The sequence below is a fragment of the Ferrithrix thermotolerans DSM 19514 genome (assembly GCF_900128965.1).
In the GTDB taxonomy this organism is placed as follows: Bacteria; Actinomycetota; Acidimicrobiia; order Acidimicrobiales; family Acidimicrobiaceae; genus Ferrithrix; species Ferrithrix thermotolerans.
The window spans coordinates 22,615-42,964 of the sequence record NZ_FQUL01000011.1; the positions used below are offsets into that span (position 1 = coordinate 22,615).

20 protein-coding genes and 1 other RNA gene are annotated in these 20,350 nt (G+C 50.9%); 11 read left to right on the plus strand and 10 right to left on the minus strand.

The window, feature by feature from the left end:
- Nucleotide 1: 1 nt before the first annotated feature.
- A complete protein-coding gene (locus BUA24_RS05095) occupies nucleotides 2-538 on the minus strand; it encodes a MarR family winged helix-turn-helix transcriptional regulator (protein ID WP_072789517.1) in 537 nt (178 codons plus the stop codon).
- Nucleotides 539-579: 41 nt separating this feature from the next.
- Nucleotides 580-916: RNase P RNA component class A (gene rnpB / locus BUA24_RS05100), an RNA gene on the minus strand.
- A gap of 124 nt (nucleotides 917-1,040) precedes the next feature.
- On the opposite strand from rnpB, the gene BUA24_RS05105 reads away from it, so the two are divergent.
- The 3 genes from BUA24_RS05105 (at nucleotide 1,041) to BUA24_RS12445 (ending at nucleotide 2,777) form a co-directional block, all read left to right on the plus strand.
- Nucleotides 1,041-1,265 (plus strand): hypothetical protein, encoded by a 225-nt coding sequence (locus BUA24_RS05105; RefSeq protein WP_072789520.1) that lies wholly within the window; start codon nucleotides 1,041-1,043, stop codon nucleotides 1,263-1,265.
- A gap of 280 nt (nucleotides 1,266-1,545) precedes the next feature.
- Nucleotides 1,546-2,139 carry an RNA polymerase sigma factor gene (locus tag BUA24_RS05110; protein WP_072789523.1) on the plus strand — a complete coding sequence of 198 codons (594 nt, stop codon included), beginning with the start codon at nucleotides 1,546-1,548 and terminating at the stop codon, nucleotides 2,137-2,139.
- Nucleotides 2,136-2,777: a hypothetical protein gene (locus tag BUA24_RS12445; protein WP_072789526.1), complete on the plus strand. Its 642-nt coding sequence runs from the start codon at nucleotides 2,136-2,138 to the stop codon at nucleotides 2,775-2,777. The genes BUA24_RS05110 and BUA24_RS12445 overlap by 4 nt, the downstream gene beginning before the upstream one ends.
- Before the next feature lie 303 nt (nucleotides 2,778-3,080).
- On the opposite strand, the gene purE is transcribed toward BUA24_RS12445, so the two are convergent.
- The gene (purE, locus tag BUA24_RS05120; protein ID WP_419187298.1) at nucleotides 3,081-3,560 is read right to left on the minus strand and encodes a 5-(carboxyamino)imidazole ribonucleotide mutase; all 480 of its coding nucleotides are present in this window, start codon (nucleotides 3,558-3,560) and stop codon (nucleotides 3,081-3,083) included.
- Nucleotides 3,560-4,723, minus strand: coding sequence for a 5-(carboxyamino)imidazole ribonucleotide synthase (gene purK, locus BUA24_RS05125; protein WP_072789529.1), 1,164 nt, complete (start codon nucleotides 4,721-4,723; stop codon nucleotides 3,560-3,562). Before purK ends, purE begins: the two co-directional genes overlap by 1 nt.
- Before the next feature lie 273 nt (nucleotides 4,724-4,996).
- Here purK and BUA24_RS05130 point away from each other — a divergent pair, with 273 nt between their 5' ends.
- Nucleotides 4,997-5,404: a DUF805 domain-containing protein gene (locus BUA24_RS05130; RefSeq protein ID WP_084660215.1), complete on the plus strand. Its 408-nt coding sequence runs from the start codon at nucleotides 4,997-4,999 to the stop codon at nucleotides 5,402-5,404.
- Between the two features lie 80 nt (nucleotides 5,405-5,484).
- Here the strand turns inward: BUA24_RS05130 and BUA24_RS05135 are convergent, their stop codons facing one another.
- Both BUA24_RS05135 and BUA24_RS05140 read right to left on the minus strand, forming a co-directional pair.
- Nucleotides 5,485-6,954, minus strand: coding sequence for an FGGY family carbohydrate kinase (locus BUA24_RS05135; protein WP_072789532.1), 1,470 nt, complete (start codon nucleotides 6,952-6,954; stop codon nucleotides 5,485-5,487).
- 44 nt (nucleotides 6,955-6,998) lie between these two features.
- Nucleotides 6,999-8,660: a glycerol-3-phosphate dehydrogenase/oxidase gene (locus tag BUA24_RS05140; protein ID WP_072789535.1), complete on the minus strand. Its 1,662-nt coding sequence runs from the start codon at nucleotides 8,658-8,660 to the stop codon at nucleotides 6,999-7,001.
- 102 nt (nucleotides 8,661-8,762) lie between these two features.
- On the opposite strand from BUA24_RS05140, the gene BUA24_RS05145 reads away from it, so the two are divergent.
- The 5 genes from BUA24_RS05145 (at nucleotide 8,763) to BUA24_RS05165 (ending at nucleotide 12,961) form a co-directional block, all read left to right on the plus strand.
- Nucleotides 8,763-9,197 carry a Fur family transcriptional regulator gene (locus BUA24_RS05145; protein ID WP_178138712.1) on the plus strand — a complete coding sequence of 145 codons (435 nt, stop codon included), beginning with the start codon at nucleotides 8,763-8,765 and terminating at the stop codon, nucleotides 9,195-9,197.
- A 66-nt stretch (nucleotides 9,198-9,263) separates the two neighbouring features.
- Nucleotides 9,264-9,683, plus strand: coding sequence for a rubrerythrin family protein (locus BUA24_RS05150; RefSeq protein WP_072789541.1), 420 nt, complete (start codon nucleotides 9,264-9,266; stop codon nucleotides 9,681-9,683).
- A gap of 87 nt (nucleotides 9,684-9,770) precedes the next feature.
- A complete protein-coding gene (locus tag BUA24_RS05155; protein ID WP_072789543.1) occupies nucleotides 9,771-11,063 on the plus strand; it encodes a heterodisulfide reductase-related iron-sulfur binding cluster in 1,293 nt (430 codons plus the stop codon).
- A 60-nt stretch (nucleotides 11,064-11,123) separates the two neighbouring features.
- On the plus strand, nucleotides 11,124-11,714 hold the full coding sequence (locus tag BUA24_RS05160; protein ID WP_072789546.1) for a DUF3501 family protein: 591 nt from the start codon (nucleotides 11,124-11,126) through the stop codon (nucleotides 11,712-11,714).
- A 71-nt stretch (nucleotides 11,715-11,785) separates the two neighbouring features.
- Complete coding sequence (locus BUA24_RS05165; RefSeq protein ID WP_072789549.1) at nucleotides 11,786-12,961, plus strand: acyl-CoA dehydrogenase family protein; 1,176 nt, start codon at nucleotides 11,786-11,788, stop codon at nucleotides 12,959-12,961.
- Between the two features lie 95 nt (nucleotides 12,962-13,056).
- On the opposite strand, the gene BUA24_RS05170 is transcribed toward BUA24_RS05165, so the two are convergent.
- On the minus strand, nucleotides 13,057-14,454 hold the full coding sequence (locus tag BUA24_RS05170) for an MFS transporter (protein WP_072789551.1): 1,398 nt from the start codon (nucleotides 14,452-14,454) through the stop codon (nucleotides 13,057-13,059).
- Nucleotides 14,455-15,154: 700 nt separating this feature from the next.
- On the minus strand, nucleotides 15,155-15,310 hold the full coding sequence (locus BUA24_RS12450) for a hypothetical protein (protein WP_178138713.1): 156 nt from the start codon (nucleotides 15,308-15,310) through the stop codon (nucleotides 15,155-15,157).
- A gap of 317 nt (nucleotides 15,311-15,627) precedes the next feature.
- Between BUA24_RS12450 and trpD the strand changes: the two genes are divergently transcribed.
- A complete protein-coding gene (trpD, locus tag BUA24_RS05180; RefSeq protein ID WP_178138714.1) occupies nucleotides 15,628-16,707 on the plus strand; it encodes an anthranilate phosphoribosyltransferase in 1,080 nt (359 codons plus the stop codon).
- Between the two features lie 119 nt (nucleotides 16,708-16,826).
- Here trpD and BUA24_RS05185 read toward each other — a convergent pair whose 3' ends face one another.
- Nucleotides 16,827-18,314, minus strand: a complete 1,488-nt coding sequence (locus tag BUA24_RS05185) for an exonuclease domain-containing protein (RefSeq protein WP_072789557.1) — start codon at nucleotides 18,312-18,314, stop codon at nucleotides 16,827-16,829.
- Nucleotides 18,315-18,565: 251 nt separating this feature from the next.
- Nucleotides 18,566-20,113: a DUF885 family protein gene (locus tag BUA24_RS05190; protein ID WP_072789560.1), complete on the minus strand. Its 1,548-nt coding sequence runs from the start codon at nucleotides 20,111-20,113 to the stop codon at nucleotides 18,566-18,568.
- 23 nt (nucleotides 20,114-20,136) lie between these two features.
- Between BUA24_RS05190 and BUA24_RS05195 the strand changes: the two genes are divergently transcribed.
- Nucleotides 20,137-20,340 (plus strand): hypothetical protein, encoded by a 204-nt coding sequence (locus BUA24_RS05195; RefSeq protein ID WP_218587410.1) that lies wholly within the window; start codon nucleotides 20,137-20,139, stop codon nucleotides 20,338-20,340.
- Nucleotides 20,341-20,350: the final 10 nt, after the last annotated feature.

A 20,350-nucleotide genomic window follows, 5' to 3' on the forward strand; every position in this document is an offset into this window, starting at 1 on the left:
TTTAGGTTGCGTCCTTTCTGGGTTGCTCTTTGTCTTTGTGTCCTTTTTGTAACTTCAAAGCCCGGTCTCCCTCGCACTGAGGCGTCGAGCTGAACTGCTCCAAGAGCTTTTCGGATATCTTATGTAGTGCTTCTAGCTCAGTAGGGCTGAGCTGATCTATTAGTACCTCCCTTACAGTCTTTACATGCGAGGGTGCGATCTCATGTAACAGTCTTTCCCCCTCCTTTGTAAGAACTACATTGAGGCCTCTGGCATCGTCTTTGCAAGGAACCTTGTCGATAAGCCCTTTCTTTGAGAGGTTGCTAATCTTGTAGGTCAAAGCAGACTTGTTTATGATCGTGAGCTGTGCGAGGCGCCCCATTCTCATGGTGTGGTCCTCCGCTTGGGATAGCCGTACGAGTATTTCGTACTCCGAGTGCGAGAAGTCAAAGTCATGGCGGAGTTGCGAATCGACGCGTTGTTCGATCAGCTGAGACGCTGCCAAGAAGTTTGTCCAAGTCAGAAGCTGTTCCTGGCTAAGCCAGAGTCTTTCAGTCATTATTATCTATAATATACTAATATGTTCAAATTTGAACTAATTGTTCGAGCTGACCTATAGGCGGGGTTCTGTCCGGTCTACGACCTGGGTAGCCATCCATCTATGCAGTCCACCTGAGGCTGTAACCTAAGGTTACGAGCGGGCCGCTCATGCCTCGTCTTGACCTTGCTCCGGATGGGGTTTGCCGAGCCAGGGGAGTTACCTCCTCTGCTGGTGTGCTCTTACCACACCGTTTCACCCTTACCAGCTTTTATAGCTGGCGGTCTGTTCTCTGTTGCACTTTCCTGCGAGTCACCTCGACTAGCCGCTAGCTAGCATCCTGCCCTGTGGAGCCCCGACCTTCCTCAGAGATTCCTCCGCGGCTACCCGGTCAGCTCGAACAGTTATACTTTAGCGACTGCTGGGTAAGAGTTCGTCAAGTTGGACGGTGTCGACGTCGATGCTATAGTTTTGTCTGTAGGATCAGTTTTCGTTACAGGTTGGAACTGGGAGTTTATCTGAGATGGCAGGACAGCAAGGTCAAACGCAGGCGAAGAACGGTCCGTCGAGGTCTATGACGATATTCTTATTCTTCCTAGCTGTGGTGTTTTTCGTTGTTGTGGGTGGGGTGATAGTGCAAAACTCCTCACTTGGAGAAAGATCGTGGCAGCAACCCGCCGTTGGAGCATCCTACAACGGTTACTCAGGAGCACCGGTAGGGTCTTCGATCTACCAGTCGAACCCCTAGTCTCACTTAATTCAAGTATCTCCAAACCCTAGTCGTTCTTGTTGAGGAACAACTAATCAGCGCGTTTTCCATCTCTGTTGTCGCCTCGGTTGTTCCATCTGTGCTAAGGACGTGCATCTAGCGATTTATGTAGTGAAAGCATCTCTGATGGTAAGCATGTAGGGGAATCAAAAAGCAATTAGGACACCATTAGTGAAATTAGTAGCACCATTTGTCGCAATTTCTGTGCATAGTCGGTTCTTTCCGGATAAAGTGGAGGAGTTGGGTGAAAGGTGACTAGGTGACGTCTGCGGATCAGGTTGTCGAGTTTGATCTGTGTCTTGCGAGTGCGAGAGAAGGAGACTCTGACGCCTTTGGTCTGCTTTGGAAGAGGTTCCATACCAAACTTACAGCCTATGCGAGACGTCTGGATCCAATCGACTATGACGATATTGTCTCTGAAACCTGGATAGGGGTCCATAGTGCAGTTGCAAGGTTTTACGGTTCCGAAGAGGACTTCGAAGCCTTTCTGCGTTCTATCTGCCGTCGTCGTGCTGTTGACTCTTGGCGCAGAAAGAGACGGATAGGCTGGGAGGAGCTTGCGGAGGACAGACCTCAAAGTGCAGAACCCACCCCCGAAGAGGCCATATCTTCACTGGAAGATCTTCGCTACGTAAAAGAACTCATAGGTCGCCTCCCTAAGCGGCAGCGTGCAATTGTGACCTGTAGATACCTCTACCAGCTGTCATATGCGGAGGCAGCGGTATTTTGTGGTAGCAAGGAGGGCTCTCTGCGAATCGCAAACCATCGGGCTCTTGAGAATCTGGCAAGGTATGCAGATCAAGTATTCGATCCAGATGGAGTTGGATCGTCGATACGTGGCGGTCGAGGATGAAGGAAGAGAGCGTAACGCCGTCGCAAACGGTTTTGCCTGGTTCTGAGACCGAGATCGCGGTGGTGGGGGCGCTAAAGGCACCGGAGAACAAGGATTCTAGCCATCTCGCAAAGGTTCGTACATGGGCTAAAAGATCGAGTTCTACTAACCCGGCGTTAGATCTTCTAAAGACCGCAGTAGTGCTATTTTTTGCGCTTTTTGTGGGGACCACGGCGGCAAAGTCGCTCAAATTGACGCTTTTTGGATCGAAGGTGACTCATGTTCCGGTCTCGGTGGTTATTGAGCGAATAGGTGTTGGAACTAGGACCGAAGTTGAGCGAATCCGCGAGAACGAGGCGTACCAACACCAACACAGATCGAAGATGGTCCAAGTGCCAAGCACTCTTCCGGTTACGGGACTCTCAACTACATCTACTACGGCGGTTACTTCAGGATCGACCTACGTGTCTGGCTCTTCTACCTCTGCGTCGTCCTCTACGACGACGGTTTCAACCACGACATCGGTCACGTCAACAACTGAAAAGGTGATACCGCCTAAGTCGCCCAAGGAACCAAAGCCAGCAAAGGTGATACCGCCTAAGTCGCCCAAGGAACCAAAGCCAGCAAAAGTGATACCGCCTAAGTCGCCAAAGCAGTAGGTTCTCGGACCTTTGATAGTTGTTAGTGGAATATAAAGAGACTTTCCCGCCGTCCAAAGTTGAAAAGATGCAGTTCTATCGCCAAGTCCAGCACGACTTTCTTGGTGGGGAGTGATCTTCTAAAGTTTTCTCTGGACTTTTCCGTAACGTTTTTACCTTTGCGCACGATAGTTATGGTGTAGGCGTTGATACTCAAAGTCTGCACGGTAGGGATTTCAAACGTATCTCGATACCACGACTCGACATCGTAGAGCGAGGGGATTCTCCTCGCTCTACCGCTTTTTAGGACTTATACACCATCTCCTACCTCGGCAGTGTCTTGGCTCTTGAAAGATCGGCGATCTCGATCTGATACTGCCTCATAGACTCCTTCAAGGACGGATTAGCTATAGCCAGTATCCTAAGCGCCAACAAGGCGGCGTTTGTTGCGTTGTTGATTCCTACCGTAGCTACGGGAACTCCGGCAGGCATCTGCACTATGGAGAGAAGTGAGTCTAAGCCTTCCAGTGTCTTTGCTCGAACCGGTACTCCTATGACTGGTAACGTAGTAGCTGAGGCAACCATCCCAGGTAGGTGTGCCGCACCTCCGGCACCAGCTACTATGACCTCAAACCCCTCATCGGATGCAGATGCTGCAAAGGCTAACATATCGTGCGGAGTTCTATGGGCGGAGAGAACCTTCGCAAGGTAACCAACCCCGAAGCGTTCAAAGGTGTTAAGCGCTGGAGCCATAACCTCGTAGTCGGAGTCTGAACCCATGACTACTGCAACTTTTTGGTTGATCACCCTATCTCCTTTACAAACGCCTTACTGGCTGCTGCTCTTGCTGTCTCTCGTGCAGTCTCTAGAGATCGTCCGAGGACTGTGATGTGCCCTACTTTTCTACGCGCTCTGACAGTTTTGGAGTAGAGGTGGACTTTGATGCTAGGGTCGGACAACAAGGCGTCTCTATCTATGTGCCACCTGCCGCTCTCTATGGGACCTATCAAGTTGACCATCACGGCATCACTAAGGAGTTCTGTAGATCCAAGCGGTAGGTTCAGTACGGCCCTAAGGTGATTTTCAAACTGCGAAGTGACACAGGCATCCGCCGTGAGGTGGGCGCTATTGTGAACTCTGGGAGCTAGTTCATTTACAAGTAGCTCGCCGTCTTTTGTGACGAAGAACTCCACAGCCTGGATCCCAACGGACCGGGTGAGGCGGGCGATGGTTTTTGCGATCTCTATCGCTTTAGCCTTTAGATCTTGATCGGGTATTTCCTCGGTGGACACCTCAACACAGATTCCATCGCTCTGTCGGGTGATAAGTGGGGGATAGGTCAGTATTTCGCCTTCTAAGGGCGAGACGGTGACTATGGCGAACTCATAGTCGATGTCGAGTCTTGGTTCCATGACGTAAGGAGTGTCAAAGGGCTCCTTACCGAGTTGCGCCTCGGCGTCTGCGACCGAGTCAGCAAAGATCACTCCTCTTCCGTCGTATCCATAACGTGTGGCTTTTAGGACAAAAGGTGGCCTGATTGCATTGGCGAACCCCTCGACCTCTGCCATTGAGTGACATGTCAGATGAGGAGGTACCGGCAGAGCTGCAGCGGACAACTCCTTTCGCTGGACATCTTTGTCCGAGGCGACCCTAAAGGTGTGAGATCCAGGACGCATTACGCACCCACGGTTCTCAAGTTCGTCGATTATTCGGTATTCGATCAATTCGTGCTCAAAGGTAACTACGTCGCATTTGCGCGCGAACTGGTACAGAGCCGATGGAGAGTAATCCGACACCACTTCGTAGCTGCATATTAGTGACTTTAGGGACTCGTCTTTCTCTAACGCAAGTACGTGTAGCTCAACGTCTAAGGAGATAGACGCCTGAACCAACATACGGGCCAGCTGACCACCCCCGACGACTCCCACCTTTGGCCGTTTCCCTGTAGTCCTCCAGTTTTCAGTCATGTTCCTCCAGCCGTCCAACATGTGAGATTCTACATGGCAAGTCCGATAGACGACCAGATACCCATATCAAAGGTTGACGACGCGTTAGGTCAGGGGACCTTGAACACTTCGCTATCTACTGAGGGAAATTCTCCATTGGCTACCTCGATAGCACCCCTAATGCTTTGTAGATAAGGCAAACCTTCAATGGTGGCAGTATAGGGTGTTTTTCCCACAGGAGTTACTCAGGATTTATAGTACGATGGAGGCGTCGATTTTGGAAGGGGAGGTTCTGTGGGATATGTAAGTGGTGTTGGTGGAGGCGGTGGTGTTTCCTCGGGATCACCTACGGTGCTTCAAGCCTATCTTTCTATGTGGAAGAACTTTGCTGACTTTCGATCAAGGACAACAAGAGCCACTTACTGGAAGGCTGCTGCGGTGAACATTGTTATTTACTTCGTTTTGTACGCAGTTACTCTCTCATCTAACTCCACGGGAGCGATCTCGATAGTATCGATATATTCACTTGCTGCCTTGGTTCCTGGACTGGCGATAGCGGTGAGGCGCCTGCATGACTCCAACCACTCTGGGGCTTGGATCTTTTTGGCCGTGATTCCCATTGTAGGGTCCTTGGCGGTTCTCGTCTTTATGCTGTTACCTTCCAGTCAGGAGGATAATCGCTACGGATCCGCCTTTGTCTGATGGATGTTGTTGGCAAAGAGGTTGTCAAAAGAGACCGATAGTAGGCGTGAGGACTTTGCCGTGGGGTCCTCTAGAGGTGCTTAGCTAAAACGGATTGCACTTAGAGCGGGTATCTGTTGCTTAGAGAGTTCTTTGGCGCGAGCCCATTGGGCTCTGAGCTCATCGATATCCGCTGAAGCGGTAACGACACTAGTAGGGATAAAGGTCTCACCGACAAGGTCCTTTCGGGGATATGAAGTGGGCTTGTCAAAGACGCCTTCTGTCGCATGTTGTGCGAGCGTTCCAGCACCTAAAGAGGTGGCTTCCAACTGTTTGGATCTTCGTACCTCTACTTCGCTGAAGGCGGAGGTGTATCTGAGCAGTAGGTCGCTTTGTGCCATCTTTCCATCGACCATTAGACTCGTGATCTCAATGGACGTGTCGTTTTGAACTGCCTTTACGATATCTGCCACACTATGGGCTACGCCCTGTAATACGGCGTCGGCCAACTCAGCAACACCTGTCACCCTTTTGACTCCAAAAAACGTTCCTCTGGCGCCAAAGTCCCATTCAGGCGTGGCGAGCCCCCCAAGAGCAGGTACAAAGATACATCCATGGTTAGGGGACGCCGATCTAGCCAGATCGTTTATCGCACTAGGAGGGCTGTTCTTTAGAAAAGTGGAACAGAACCACTGAATCGCTGAACCACCAGAGAGCAGTACACCCTCTGCGCCCCAGCCGATCTGCTCCTTCTCTTTGATCGTTGGGATCCGATAGCTCCCCCAGGCCCCCCTTCGTTCAAAAGATGGAGGCGTAACTCCTAAGTTGAGATCGACCATCACTCCAGTGCCCAAGGTAGCCTTTGCTTGACCCGAGCGATAACAACCCTGGCCGAAGAGCGAGGCCTGTTGATCCCCTATGAGGCATAGAAGCGGCAGATTCTCTGACAGGTGTCTTGTAACCCCTAACTCACCGACGGAAGGAGTTATCTCGGGTAAAAGCTCTCGTTCGATCCCTAAGGCTGCAAGCCTTTTTTCGTCGTAGTTAGAAAGATCAGATAACGTAAGACCGGACATAGCAGCGTTGGTGATGTCAGTGATATGACCAACTCCAAGATAGTTTGCGATCCAACTGTCTAACGTTCCAAGGCGGAGGTACCTGCGATCTCCCTTGTCGATCTTTGAAAGGAGATGAGAGTATTTGGTAGCACTTTCGTTTGGGGCTATCGGCACTCCCTGTGCACCAAGAGCCAGACATTGGGTTGCTGTTCGAAGATCCTGCCATGAGATGGCGGGGGCAAGCGCTCTACGCTCCGAAGCGTCCCAGATCACAGAGGTTGCTCTCTGTGTGGTAATAGCCAGAGCTTCAGCCGGTTCTTTCGAGTGCGCCAAAGCTGCTTCAATCACCTCTAAAGATGTAGCTGCGATAGAGTTCGCGTCGTACTCTACGACCGTCACTCCTTCTTTGTGAACGGGAAAGGCCTTGGAAGCAACCGTCTCTATCTCACCTGTCCTAGCCAGCGTTGAGGCCCTAACCGATGATGAACCCACGTCAAGGACTACGACTGACACCTCTTTGAGCCACCCTTCTCTTTAGACCTACAGGTCATCAAAGGCTACTTTGGAACCTTAGTAGACGGCGCCTTGACCATCTGATCGACCTGGAGGTTGAACTCTGCTTCGTTTATCGACAAAGATCTCATAATCTCTTTCTTGGACGCTTTAGCTAAGGAAACCGCAAGGTCCATGTCTAAGGTAGCTATCCGGGACCGTCTTAGAAAGAGATCCGACACCGTACGTGCACCTTCAAACTTTGTCATGTACTGGATCTCACCAAGGTATATTTCATCTGCCTCAAGCAGGTCAGGACTGTGCAAGTTCCAACTATTTACAATCACCTCAGCAACTTTAGGTGCCTCTGCGCCATAGCGTGCGATTAGGTGCTCTCCGAGACGGATGCGCTCTGTTGTCGACGACGTTGCCTGTGCGAGGAGACGATCGATGTTTCGTCTGAGTTCACTTTCTTGATGAGGGAGGTAGGAGCCGATAAGGGATAGCCGCTTTGTCTGAGACTTGGCTTTTACGCCCAATATCTCACATAGCGCATCGGTAACTTGGGTCGCCATTGCCCTGTAGGTCGTCAGTTTTCCTCCTGCGACGAATACGACGTTATTTCGCACCGATATTGCGTGCTTTCGAGAGACCTCTTCAGGATTGTCTGTCCCCCTCTCCATGACAAGGGGCCTTAGCCCAGACCAACCTCCTGTTATATCGGCGGGAGCGAGATCTGCCTCAAAGACCTCATTTAGTCCTTCAAGAAGGTAGGCGACGTCCTCGCTGGTAATGTCTGGAGAGGCCAGGTCGCCGTCGTATCGTGTATCTGTAGTTCCAAAGTAGCTGTAGCGTCCCCAAGGCACGACGAAGACACGTCGCTTGTCGGAAGGAACGTCGATAGCTGCAGCGGAGTTAAGCGGTAGTTTTTCTCTTGGAACACTTAGGTGTATACCTTTGGCGGGCAGGATATCAAAGTTGGGCTGTGACTTAAATAGAGGCGAAAGTAGCTGATTGCCAACTCCTGCGGCTACCGCCACAGCTTTAGCTTTCACCTCGAAGGTCTCTGGTTTTCCAAGTGTGCTCCTAAGCGTTAGACCTACCGTTCCAGCTTTGTCTTTAACCTCTGTTACCTCTGAATAGGTAAGCACCCTTGCGCCGTACGCTCGATGCGCGGTCAAAACAGTGGAGTTGGTTAGGCGAGCGTCGTCGGTAAGTGAGTCGGGGTAAAGAAGTCCTCCGTGGAGCTTCTCTTGCCTTATGAGAGGTAGATTCCTTACCACCTCCTTTGTGCTAAGGACGCTGTGAGCCTTTGCAGACCTTAAGGATCCTGCGAGATCGTAACCCCAAAGAGTTGCAGAGTAAAGGTGTCGTTTGGCAAATGCGAAGTATCTGGATCTTGAGACTATAGGTATCGTAAAGCCAAGTGGCCTAACGAGGTGAGGGGCGATCTTCTGTAGTATTGAGCGCTCCCGCAACGCCTCTGCCACAAGGGTAACCTCTCCGCTTTCGAGATATCTGAGGCCGCCGTGGATTAGCCTTGAAGAGGAAGACGATGTGGCGGATGCTACGTCGCCTCGGTCGATCAGAACTACACTTAGACCTCTTGATGCTGCATCGAGAGCTATCCCAGCACCGGTCGATCCAGCGCCAATGACCGCTACGTCGAATACCTGAGAGAGATTTGCGTCCTGTCTTTGGAGGTCGTAGTGTGTGAATCTGTCCACAGGATAAATCTACCTCAAGTAGGCGGCGCCGGTGCGTAGGAGTTCTGTATCTTATCGTAAATAATTGTCAAATAGTAATTGATTACTACTATGATTACTCTCGTGAGAAGTCCCGACGAGTTATCAGAGCTCTTTCGATCCACTGGTCGAAAGGTAACGCCGCAACGGCGAAGGATATTTGAGATCTTGGAGGGGAACTCCTCACACCCCACTGCAGAGAGCATCTACTTCGAGTTGGCCAAGGATATGCCTACAGTCTCGCTAAAGACCGTGTATCTGACCTTGAGAGAGCTCGAGGAGGTCGGTGAGATCCAGTCTCTGGATCTAGGGATGGGATCGTCTCGCTTCGACCCCAACGTCGATGAAGAGCACCACCACCTGGTGTGTATTCGATGCGGAGAGGTGCGAGACATCTACTTAACGCTCGGTCAGGGACTGCAGAGGCAAGTACCTCAGGATCAGTTTGCCGTGACAAAGGCAGAGGTCGTCTTTAGGGGGTTGTGTGCTAACTGCAGGGCATCGTCTGAGGCAGAGTAGTGCGTTGGTGGGTCTAAGTGATAAGGTGCGTTTGGTATGAAGAGATCTGATCCAAAGGAGAGATAAATGGCTGAACTAAAGAACTCTAAGACATTCGAAAATCTAAAGGAGGCCTTTGCGGGCGAGAGCCAGGCAAATCGCCGCTATCTTTACTTTGCACAGAAAGCCGATGTAGAGGGATACCCCGACGTAGCGGCGCTTTTTCGTTCGGTTGCAGAGGGCGAGACTGGTCACGCCTTTGGACACTTTGACTTTCTTGCAGAGGTAGGCGATCCGGTAACGGGGGCTCCAGTTGGAACCACCGAGGACAACCTAAAGTCAGCTATCGAGGGTGAGACCTACGAGTACACCGAGATGTATCCGGGTTTTGCCAAGACCGCACGTGAAGAGGGTTTTGACGAGATAGCAGACTGGTTAGAGACACTGGCGAGAGCAGAAAAGAGCCATGCGGGCCGTTTCACCCAAGGGCTAGAGTCGATCAGCTAAGTTCCCAGTACATTTGCTAAAGATCTGTAGTGAGGTGGACCGGGGAATCATCCCGGGCCACCTCTATCAATAGATAGCGAGGATGTAATGACAACCACCTACGATCCCTACAACCCAAAGTATCTGCTCGAAAGCGACTTGAGAGAAGAGCTCACAAGGGTCTTCGATCTATGTCACGGATGCCGAATGTGTCTTCACTACTGCGGCTCGTTCCCCTTGTTGTTTGACTACATTGACGCCCACGACGGGGATGCCGAGAAGTTATCTTCTGCGGAACAAGATGCAGTTGTCGATGAATGCTTTCAATGTAAGATCTGTTACGTCAAGTGCCCCTACATCCCTCCGCACGAGTGGGATCTTGACTTTCCAAGGCTCATGATGCGGGCTAATGCGGTAAAGACTTACAACAAGAAGAAGCCCCTTATCGAGTACGTTACAGACCAGGCGCTAGCGCGTACCGATCTTGTCGGCACAGTCTCTTCGGCACTGGCTCCAATAGCAAACAAGGCTATCGCCGATAATCAAGGCCCTATCCGAAAAACCATGGATACCTTGGCGGGGATCTCTTCAAAGAGACTGTTGCCTCCCTATGCGAAGGTACGTTTTCGTCACTGGTTCAAGAAGCGGATACGCCCCTTTGTGGAGAATCGAAGAGCCAAGGTTAGTGTCTATCCAACCTGTTTTATCGACTACATGGCTCCAGAGATCGGCAAGGATCTTGTAAGGGTATACGAGCACAACGGAATCGAGTGCTCGCTTCCTGACGGAGTGAGCTGTTGCGGTGCGCCATGGTTGCATGAGGGAAATGTAGAGAAGTTCGAGCAGGTAGCTATGAAAAACGTGAAGGCTCTAGCAAAGGCTGTGGACGAGGGAAAAGATGTCGTGATAGCCCAACCTACGTGTGCTTACGTCGTAAAGAAAGACTATCCAATCTACGTGAAAGACGAAGATGCCAAGAGGGTGAGCGAACGTACGTACGACGCGTCTGAGTATCTATTTCGGATACACAAGCAGTTGGGAGGATTGAAAGACGACTTCTCTGGAGAGATTCCGCAGGAGATAACGTATCATTCGGCTTGCCACCTACAGGCGCAGAACGCAGGAATCAAGGGAAGGGACCTCATTAAGCTGCTTGGGACCAAGGTAAATCTGGTGGCCAAGTGCTCAGGCATCGACGGCACGTGGGGGTACCGAAAGGAGAACTACGACTCTTCGAAGAAGATTTCTGCGGCACTTGGTGTAGCGCTGGAAAAGACGGGCTGTGAAACCTTTGTCGGTGACTGTCACCTCGCCAATACGGCGATTTACGAGGAGACTCTTCACAAGGTGGAACACCCTCTTTCCGTGTTGGCAAGGGCATATGGCATACCACGGGAGTAACGAACTGACTTAGAGTCAGGCGATGAGCTATGAAACGGATTTGATATAGAAAGGCAGTAGATGTCTAAGGGTTTAATTGGAGTTGACGAGATAGAGGATCTTAGATCCTATGAACGTCACAGGGAAGTAACGAAGGCTGAGATGATTGCCTATCGGCGTATGCGACGGGTGACTCTGGGAGAGATCATGTCTTTCACTTTTGAAAACAAAAAGACAGTTCTCTATCAGATCCAAGAGATGGCTAGGGCAGAGAGGATGCTGTCAGATACCCAGATACAGGCGGAGATAGACGCTTATGAGAGCCTGATACCTAGGGAAGGTCAGTTGGTCGGGACTCTGTTCATAGAGCTCACAAACAAATCCGAGCTTATGTACTGGCTTCCCACCCTGACGGGCATAGAGCGTAAGTTGTCGATTGTTACAGAGGCGGGTTCGTTCACCTCCTACCCCGAAGAGGGACACGCAGAGCAGCTTACCAGGGGCGACATCACGCCTTCGGTACACTATCTCGTCTTTGATCTAAGCGACAAAGCCCAAAAGGTGTTTCTTGGCTCCGATGTATACCTAAAGGTGGAGCATGAGAACTACGCAGCTGAGGCGCTTTTGTCAGAGGAGGTCAAGGAGTCTATAGTTGCCGATTGGAATGGGTGATCTGGTCTGTGGAGCGGAGTTTGACTATCATGGGCTTGTTGGTTGAGATAGCCTAAAGAAGAAGGTGTGAGTTGGACTTTGACTTGAGCGAGGAGTTGCAGGAGCTGCAGCTTACCGTTAGGAAGATAGCAAGGGAGAAGGTCGCCCCAAGGGCTCGAGAGATCGACTCCACCGGTGAGTATCCGCAAGACATCTTCGAGGTCTTCCGTGACGCCCAGTTGCTCGGACTATGCATACCAGCGGAGTACGGAGGCTCTGGTGCTGGCATCTTGGGGTTGACCATCGCAATCGAAGAGGTAGCCAAGTACTCAAACACCGCCGCTCTCATGCTACTGCTCACCAGGCTCCCAACTGGACCTGTGATGATAGCGGGCTCTGAGGAGCAAAGACACAGGTATCTTACCCCCATCGCTGAAGGATATCAGAGGGCGTCATTTGCCCTATCTGAACCGCAGGCAGGCTCTGACGTAGCTGGAATGCGGACGAGAGCCGTTCCTGATCCTGAGGTTCCGGGAGGATGGATATTGTCTGGTACAAAATGCTGGATCTCAGGAGTAGTTCAGGCAGACTGGTACACCGTGTTTGCAAAGACCGGTGATCCGTCATCGAGAGACCACTCGGCGATCACGGCCTTTATCGTCGATCGCAACCTAGAAGGGGTGAGTGTCCCAAGAGTAGATAAGAAGATGGGCGTACATGGAGTAGATACTGGGGAGCTCCACCTAGATGGTGTTCGGGTGCCTCCCGAAAACGTAATAGGCGAGGTCGGAGGTTTTCGCCTGGCGATGCTAGGACTGAACTCCATGCGCCCCATCGTGGCTGCAAGAGGTATCGGTTTGGCTGAGGGAGCGCTTATGTACGCCGCTGAGTACGTAAAGGCTCGGGAGGCATTTGGAAAGACGATCGCAGATTTCCAGGGTATCCAGTGGGAGATTGCCAAGATAGCTACGGAGATCGAGGCCGCCCGCCTGCTAACCTATAGGGCTGCGTGGCTTGCCGATCAGGGCAAGTTTACCAAAGAGTGGGTTCCTTATCTCTCGATGTCCAAGTACTATGCCACTGAGATGGCGGTGAGAGCATCTTCGTTGGCTGTGCAACTACTTGGTGCTGCGGGATACATGGAAGATCATCCAACGGAACTTTATTATCGAGATGCAAAACAGCTCACGATCGTCGAAGGAAGTACCCAGGTGCAGTTGGGTCTTATAGGAAAAGCGGTCCTCGGCCACGATATTTGGTGGGACTAGTTCCGGCTTGGAGTCGACTGCAATTGTTAGATGAGGCGGATCAAGCAAAGAGCTTCTATCTTCCCTCTTTGAATGGTCCGCCTCTTCGTGGTGGGTTACGGCTCCACGAAAGAGGGTAAGTAGTCTCCTTCGAGGACAATTACGTCGGATGAACTCTCTTCTAGAGAAAGCCCTTTCGTCTCAGGGATCAGGACTATCGTAAGTACTGCGGCAAGACCAGCTGTGGCTGCGAGGAAGTAGATAGCGAAGGACTCCCCGTAGGCTTTGAATAGAGCAGGGAAGACAAAGGCTGCTATCATGGCTCCGACTCTGCCGCCTGCTACTGTGAGACCTTGCACGAAGCCGCGTGCCTTCGTGGGTGACAACTCCACTCCTAAGATACCCGATGCACTTACTGATCCGGGTCCAACTTGAGAGAAGAAGTTCTGTAGTCCATAAAGGATGAGTCCGGTCGTGGGAACCATAGCAGCGACGGAGCCCGAATATAGTCCAAAGGCAATTAGGGCACCGGCCATCCCGATGAACCCCAGCACCTGAATGGGTCTTCTTCCAACTCTGTCAAGTAGTGAAAGTCCTATCACCGCACCTGGAATGGTAAAGAGGGCGGTGTTTAGTAGGCTAAAGCTGACTGCGCTGAGCCCCAATCCCTTGGCGATGAGCGATGGACCGAACAAGATACCCGAGTACGCAACTATGTCAAAGAGGAACCACAACAGCACGGGTCCTATTACTCTCTTGGGATCTTTCTTGATGTAGTGCCATGCAGAGTTCGGATCCTTTATCGCTTTAGGATCGATAGGAGCTATCTCTTTTTCGTCGATCTCAGATATGATCCGAGCCGCAGTTGCAGTGTCGCCTTCTACTCGGGCAAGATACCGTGTGGTCTCAGGCATCTTTCGTCGTAGGTAGATAACCGACGCAGGGAATATGGCGCTAGCGCCGAGAACAACCCTCCATACAAGATCCGGCGAGGCGCCAAGAGTTGTCAGTCCGAGATCTAACAAGGCGGAGACGGCTGCACCGGTTACCCAAGTGACCCCAAATCCAAAAGCCATGGATTTGCCTCGGTCTTTTGCGTTGGCGTGCTCCCCCATGATCATTGGGGACAAAGTGTAATCAGCTCCGACGCCTAGGCCTAGTATAAACCTAACGATGATGAGCGTCATAACGTTAGGTACAAACGCCTGTGCCAGGCCAGCTATGGCCATAAGCCCTACGTCTATACCGTAGTATCGTTTTCTGCCTTTATTGGCGAGTTGTCCAAATACTAAGGCTCCGATCGTTGCTCCAGCTAGCGCTGAACCTGCAAGCAGTGAGGACTCCAATGTGTCGAGTGCTTTGATCCCAAAGCTCGCCAGTACAAGTGGAAGTACCACACTTATAGAAGAGAGATCGTAGCCGTCTGCGAAAACCCCCATTCCGGTAGTAAGGACCGACCGAAGATGAAATTTCGAGAACTTAGCTTGATCCTGAGGTGAGAAAAAAGTGGTCAATATGCTCCTCCGTCTTCGATAGCGACTTCAAAGAGAAGGATAAAGAGGGTACTAAAACTCACTCAAAACACGCATAAAATTATTGTCGAATTTGAACTTAATGGTTGTTTGAGTTGCAGAGTAAGCGTTTCCAAAGACTTTGAGACGTAAATAGACTTCGACTTTGCGTTTCAGCCAGACGACCCTAAGTTACGATTGCACTCACGGTGATGGTACTCGAAGATCTGATTGGATCGCTTTGATCCTCTCGCAACTTAGCCCTACCTGTCTTCTCGGACCGACAGCGTTTGTGAGTGTCTTTGTCCGCTTACAAAGAAGCGGTGGGTCGCTCATGAGTCCCCTTTGTGCGAGTAAGAGTTTTTGGACCTTTAGAGGTGAGTTCTAGAAGTTGTTGTTCCGCAACCGGGAAGCATCCCAGGCGTCGACACTCACCTTTATCATGCGCTCATGCTGGCGTCACCTCTCATGTTCATGTCCATGTACAAGCCACTGCCCTTTGTCCCTAGAATGCCAGCTACAGAACCGTTCGTCATCGTGGCTATCTCCATAGAAGGGGAAGTGACACATAGAGACCTGGTAATCTTCGATCTGGGCTTCTTCCTGGCAGCCATGGACCAACAGTCCAGCTTCTTTTTTAGGAGCGCAGCGCCACTTGTCGACCCTATCTTTCTTTTTTGACCTTAGGCCTTCCGAGCAACGATCATGGTTGCCCGGGGATCAAATACTCTCTACCGGCCCAGACGTCGATTAGTGCGAGCGATCTCTCTATGGATCCAAGGGCTAAGTAATCGAGCATGTAGGCGTCATCGTCGTCTTCTACGACTCTGCTCCACATCTCTGAGATCTCCGGCTTCATGTCCTCTACGTTGCTGTAGGGGCGAGCGGTCTATCTGACTATGTTCTCGTGACCGATGTGTAAGTCCGAGGGCCACCATCTTGTAGCTAGATACTCAAAGTGTAACGAGGTGCGGCCACCCCAACGTCTAACAACGATAGTGTCTTGAGATCTGAATTGGTCTTTCTCAAAGCCATCGTCGCTTGGTGTGCCAACCACTCTTAGTTTTATCTCGCTTTATCTGCTCTGCTCTGAGTTTGCTACTTATCCCGATGCCTAAGGTGAGAGGTGAGCAACCTATGCGCCTAAGAAGTTGCATCGGCAGCTATTTTTTTGTTATGGAAACAACCGACAGTTCGGCGTCTGGCATCGTCACTTGGCAGACGATCCTCTCCAAACTCTCTGATCGGAAAGATCTAGATAAGACGGAAGCGCAGTGGGCTATGGAAGATATGCTCGCCGGTCGCACGTCTCATACGATTATGGCCGCCTTCCTTTTGGGACTTCGAGCCAAAGGTGAGTCTCCACTTGAGATGAGCAGCTTTGCGACTGTGATGTCAAGGTACAAGACCGAGGTAGTACTAGGTGCCGCAGCTGTGGACACCTGTGGAACAGGTGGCGATAAGAGACACACCGTAAACGTCTCTACTGGCTCTGCGATCTTGGTGGCTGGAGCAGGAGGGAAGGTTTGTAAACATGGGGGTCGGGCGTCGTCATCTAAGAGTGGATCGGCGGATATCCTAGAGGCACTGGGGGTCGATATAGATATGTCACCAGAGGTGGTTGCTCGGTGCGTGGAGTCCGCTGGAATTGGCTTTTGCTTTGCACCACGGTACCATCCCGCTATGGCTCATGTGGCTCCGGTAAGGAGGGAGCTGAAGGTTCCCACGGTCTTCAACTTTCTGGGACCACTAGTAAATCCGGCTAACACCCCTTACCAACTAGTTGGGGTATCCGACCCAAAGATGGTGGATGCTGTTGCTCAAGTTCTTTCGAGTTTAGGGTCCAAGGGATCCATGGTCGTTTTCGGAGCAGATGGACTCGACGAGATCTCTCTCACCTCTGTCTCCTATGTGACCGAGATCGTCTGTAACGAGGGCGGTTTCGCTGAGGAGAAGAGATACCAACTGGATCCGAGAGACTTCGGCTTCAAACTATGCCAGATTGAAGACTTGGTGGGGGGTACCCCTAACGAGAACGCCGCTGAGCTAATAGACGTTTTGGAAGGAAGGCTTCAAGGTCCCAAATTAGATATCTTGGTGCTCAATGCAGGAGCAGCTCTTTATATATCAAAGCAATCAGAGTCCATAGCGGATGGTATCGAGATGGCATATGAGTCCGTGAGGTCTGGTGCGGCGCTAAATGCCCTAAACGATCTAGTTAGCATCTCTAACGAAGAGGTGAAGACCGGTACGTAAGCACATCTGGTCAACTAGCTCAGTCACGAACCACATACAGTTAGTTACTTATCAAAGTGCTTATCTTGCCCCAAGGCAGCGTTACGGGAGTCGGAAGGGTCTCGTTGGACCGTATTTCTTCAGGATAAACGTGCCACAAACAACTCCCCAAGTCTGTGGATCTCAGACGCAAGGGAAAGGTCTGACAGATGGGTTAGGGGGTTGAGGCCGCCCCTTAGTACTCTGTTGGCTACGAGAGCCGACTCGAATAACTCTGTGTCTGTGGATCTATTTGCCCATTGGTACCAACAACTGTCACCTTGGATATCAAGTAACCCCTCTTGGATCGTTACTCTCTGATGGCTTTGGCTCTCCAACAACTGCAGAGCTTCTCTGTCTCTGATCTCCCTTGCTAGCAGAGTGACTGACAGTTTCATTAGTAGCCTCTTGGCGTCGTCTCTCGTAACCGCTGCTTTTTCAAACTCCTTCTCATTCGACATCGACACCATCTTGTTATGAAAGATGTGGTAGATCCTTTGATAGACCTCCGGATCTCTATCTACAAGGAGAACCTCGCCAGCTGAGTCTTTTAGGGACTCTATAGCTCTAAGGGCAGAGTGGGCGGAGAATTTAGAGAGAAACGGTCCGAGCAAATGGTTGGGTCTCGCTAACAAGTGGTCCTTAGCTGCTGAGGACGGGAGTAAACTCCGATGCCTTGTATCGATCCACCAAAGCTCTTGATTTTTATGCTGATGGTTAAATCTCGGAGCTAAACCCTGGATTAGCCGCCTCTCAAGCGCCTCAGCTTCGATGAGGGTAGGCGTCACCGAGTAGTCGATCCTTGAAAGCTGGTGCAGAAGAACTGGTATCTTACGACGCTGTTCGGAGGAGAAGTAACTTCTTACCCTTGTCTTTAGGTCTGTGGCCTTACCTACATAAAGGGGCTTTGATTCCTGATCCAAAAAGAGGTATACCCCACTTTTATGCGGTAAAGTCTTCGATAGCGTCGTTTTTTTGGCGAGTTGACCGCTGTTTAGAGTTGTTATAGTCCGCAGATCTTCTAAGTGCGTAGCTCCAAGTTGTCCCGCTCGCTCTATTAGTGCATGTAGCAGCTCCACGGTGGCCAAGACGTCGTCCATCGCTCGGTGGCTCGGACGGTACCTAGCAGAGATGTACTGTGACAAGGTGCCAAGGCGAAAGTCATGTACCTCACCCAATAACAGCCTGCGGCTTAACGTCAGCGTGTCAAGCGGTGTGGCCGTCAACGGCTCCATTCCGATCCTCACGCATGCGGCGTTAATGTAGCGCAGATCAAATTTCACGTTGTGTCCCACTGGTACTGTGCCTCGAACAAACTCTGCGAACTGTGGAATTACCTCGTTTTCCAACGGAGCCTCCTCGACCATGTGATTTTGAATTCCGGTCAAGGCTACGATCCGGGGAGGTATTGCATTTTTTGGCCTCATGAGAGTGTGGAACCGATCCTCGAGATGTCCGTAGCGGACCTTGACCGCAGCGATCTCTGTTATAGACGGTTCTTCGGGTCCGCTCCCGTTAGTCTCCACGTCCAACACGCAAAAGGTTAGTTGAGAGAGCTGAGTTAGCTCGTAGTCAAGCTCTAACTGCATAGATCGAGCTTATACTGGAGATGAAACGATAGTACATGTGTTCTAAGTCTTTACTTTTGCTACCCTTTACCTAAATTAGCCTTATGTGAGGTGTAAAGGGGTAGAAGTAGTAATGCTTTGGGAGTTTTGACGATGCCTATCGATCGAGGCGACCCTATAGAGGTTGTACTTCGGATGCAATTGTCGTAGAGTGTGATTTTCAGATCGACTGGGCGTGTTAATCGTATGCAACTTTGTCTAGTCTGTGGAGCTTACTTGGCAGATTGAGATATGTAAAGCTCTGTTATCTTTTCTACAAGACCCAAAGAGGGCGAGCCATATCGGAGAAGGGCGTCGTGAAAGTCTCCTAAAGAAAAAGTGCCACCCATCAGGGCCTTTGCTCTGTCTCTCTCTTTGGCTATCACCTTTTTGCCCAGGCTGTATCTGGCGTAAGTAGGGTCAAATAGCGCCCGCTCGGCTTCAGAGTAAGCAGCAGGCCCCTTTAGATGAGCTAGATCTTCAAAGACGCGCGCTGCATCTGCCACAGTCACTCCCTCTGCGTGTTGCATGAAGGTAGATAGAACCCGTGCGATCCGCACCAATGCCTCGACTGCCACACCGATTTGAAAGCGTGGATCGTCGCTCATAAAACCCTCCTCAAGCATGAGTTCCTCGCCGTAGTGTGCCCACCCCTCAACGAAGGCGTTGGAGAGAAGGGTCTTGGTTACCTCAGACTTCGAACTCCTAAGCCTCTGGCCATGAGCAAAGTGACCAGGTATAGCTTCATGTACGGTAATAGCTGGGAGTGTTGTGAAAGAAAATACGGACATCCACTGAGCTTCTTGCTCTTTAGTGAACTCCTCACTTGGAGGTGTGATGTAGTACATCGCTGGCGCACTTTGCTCATAGGGTGCGTTCCAAGACATCATCGCCATCGCCCATCTTCTTGAGAGAGGAGCAGGTCCTACCTTACATATGCCGCCAACGTCTTTGAGTAACCCTCTTTGTTCAACAAAGCTTCGAGCCGTTGAGATCGTCTCACGCGCTAAGGTATAGACTTGGTGCATCTCAGGGTACTCCATGAGGAGGTCTCTAACTGTCAACTCAGGGTCTTTACGCAGAGACCTAAGGCGAAGCAGTCCGTCCTCAAGCATCTCCCCAAGACGCTTCGCTTCGGACTCTGCCCACGATATCACCTCGGAGGAGGAGAACGAGACCCCGTCGTAGACCCCTAAGTATCTCTCAAGACTTTGCCTTCCAAGAGCGGGAGGTACGTCGTTTTTGTTTGGGTCTTCAAAGTCCATGAGATGGGCCTTTAGGCGTGCAATAGCAGCGGTGGATCTGAGCTTTATCTCTTCAGGTATCGGTTCTTGTGCCACAGACCTCTCGAGGTTTCTAAGCGTGGAGAGAGCTGCCGATGCCATAGGGGCAGAGACCCGATCTAGGGTAGCAACTGCAGTATCCACAAGGCCCGGCCATAGATCTAAGTGTTTAACCTTCGATTCGGTCCGTTGTTCAACAGGAGCGTACTCCCTGTCGTAACAAGACACATCGAGGTTATCTATGTGAACGAAAGGGTTGGATCTGTGGACAGAAAGATCTCTGTATTCGAATCGAAGGCCTTCCTCATAGTTGCCTAATTGGGCACTTTCGATCTCATCTAGATCTGGCGTATCTCCGGTTCCTAAGGTAAGTAGCATTTTATCGACCGAGGATGGACTAAGGTCCACGGCTACTGCGTCATATAGATCGTGAAGTCCCGCCATCTCGCGAAGTGTCGGGACTATGAACTGGTGCACATTGGACAGCCGTAGGGTCATACTTTAAAGGTATCGTAACTATCGTGGAAACTCGACGCTATAGATGCACAAACTGTGGGAACGTTACCAGATTTGATGTAACAACCGATGTCGTCTCCAAATCCTTTTACCACTTCAGCGTGGGCGGTGAGTTAGGAATTGAGGGTGAGGAAGTTATAAGGAAGGAGATCCTAGAGGTCTCTTGCAGATGGTGTGAGTCGCCAAAGTGGGTCACAGAACTCGGCTAGTTGATCGAGA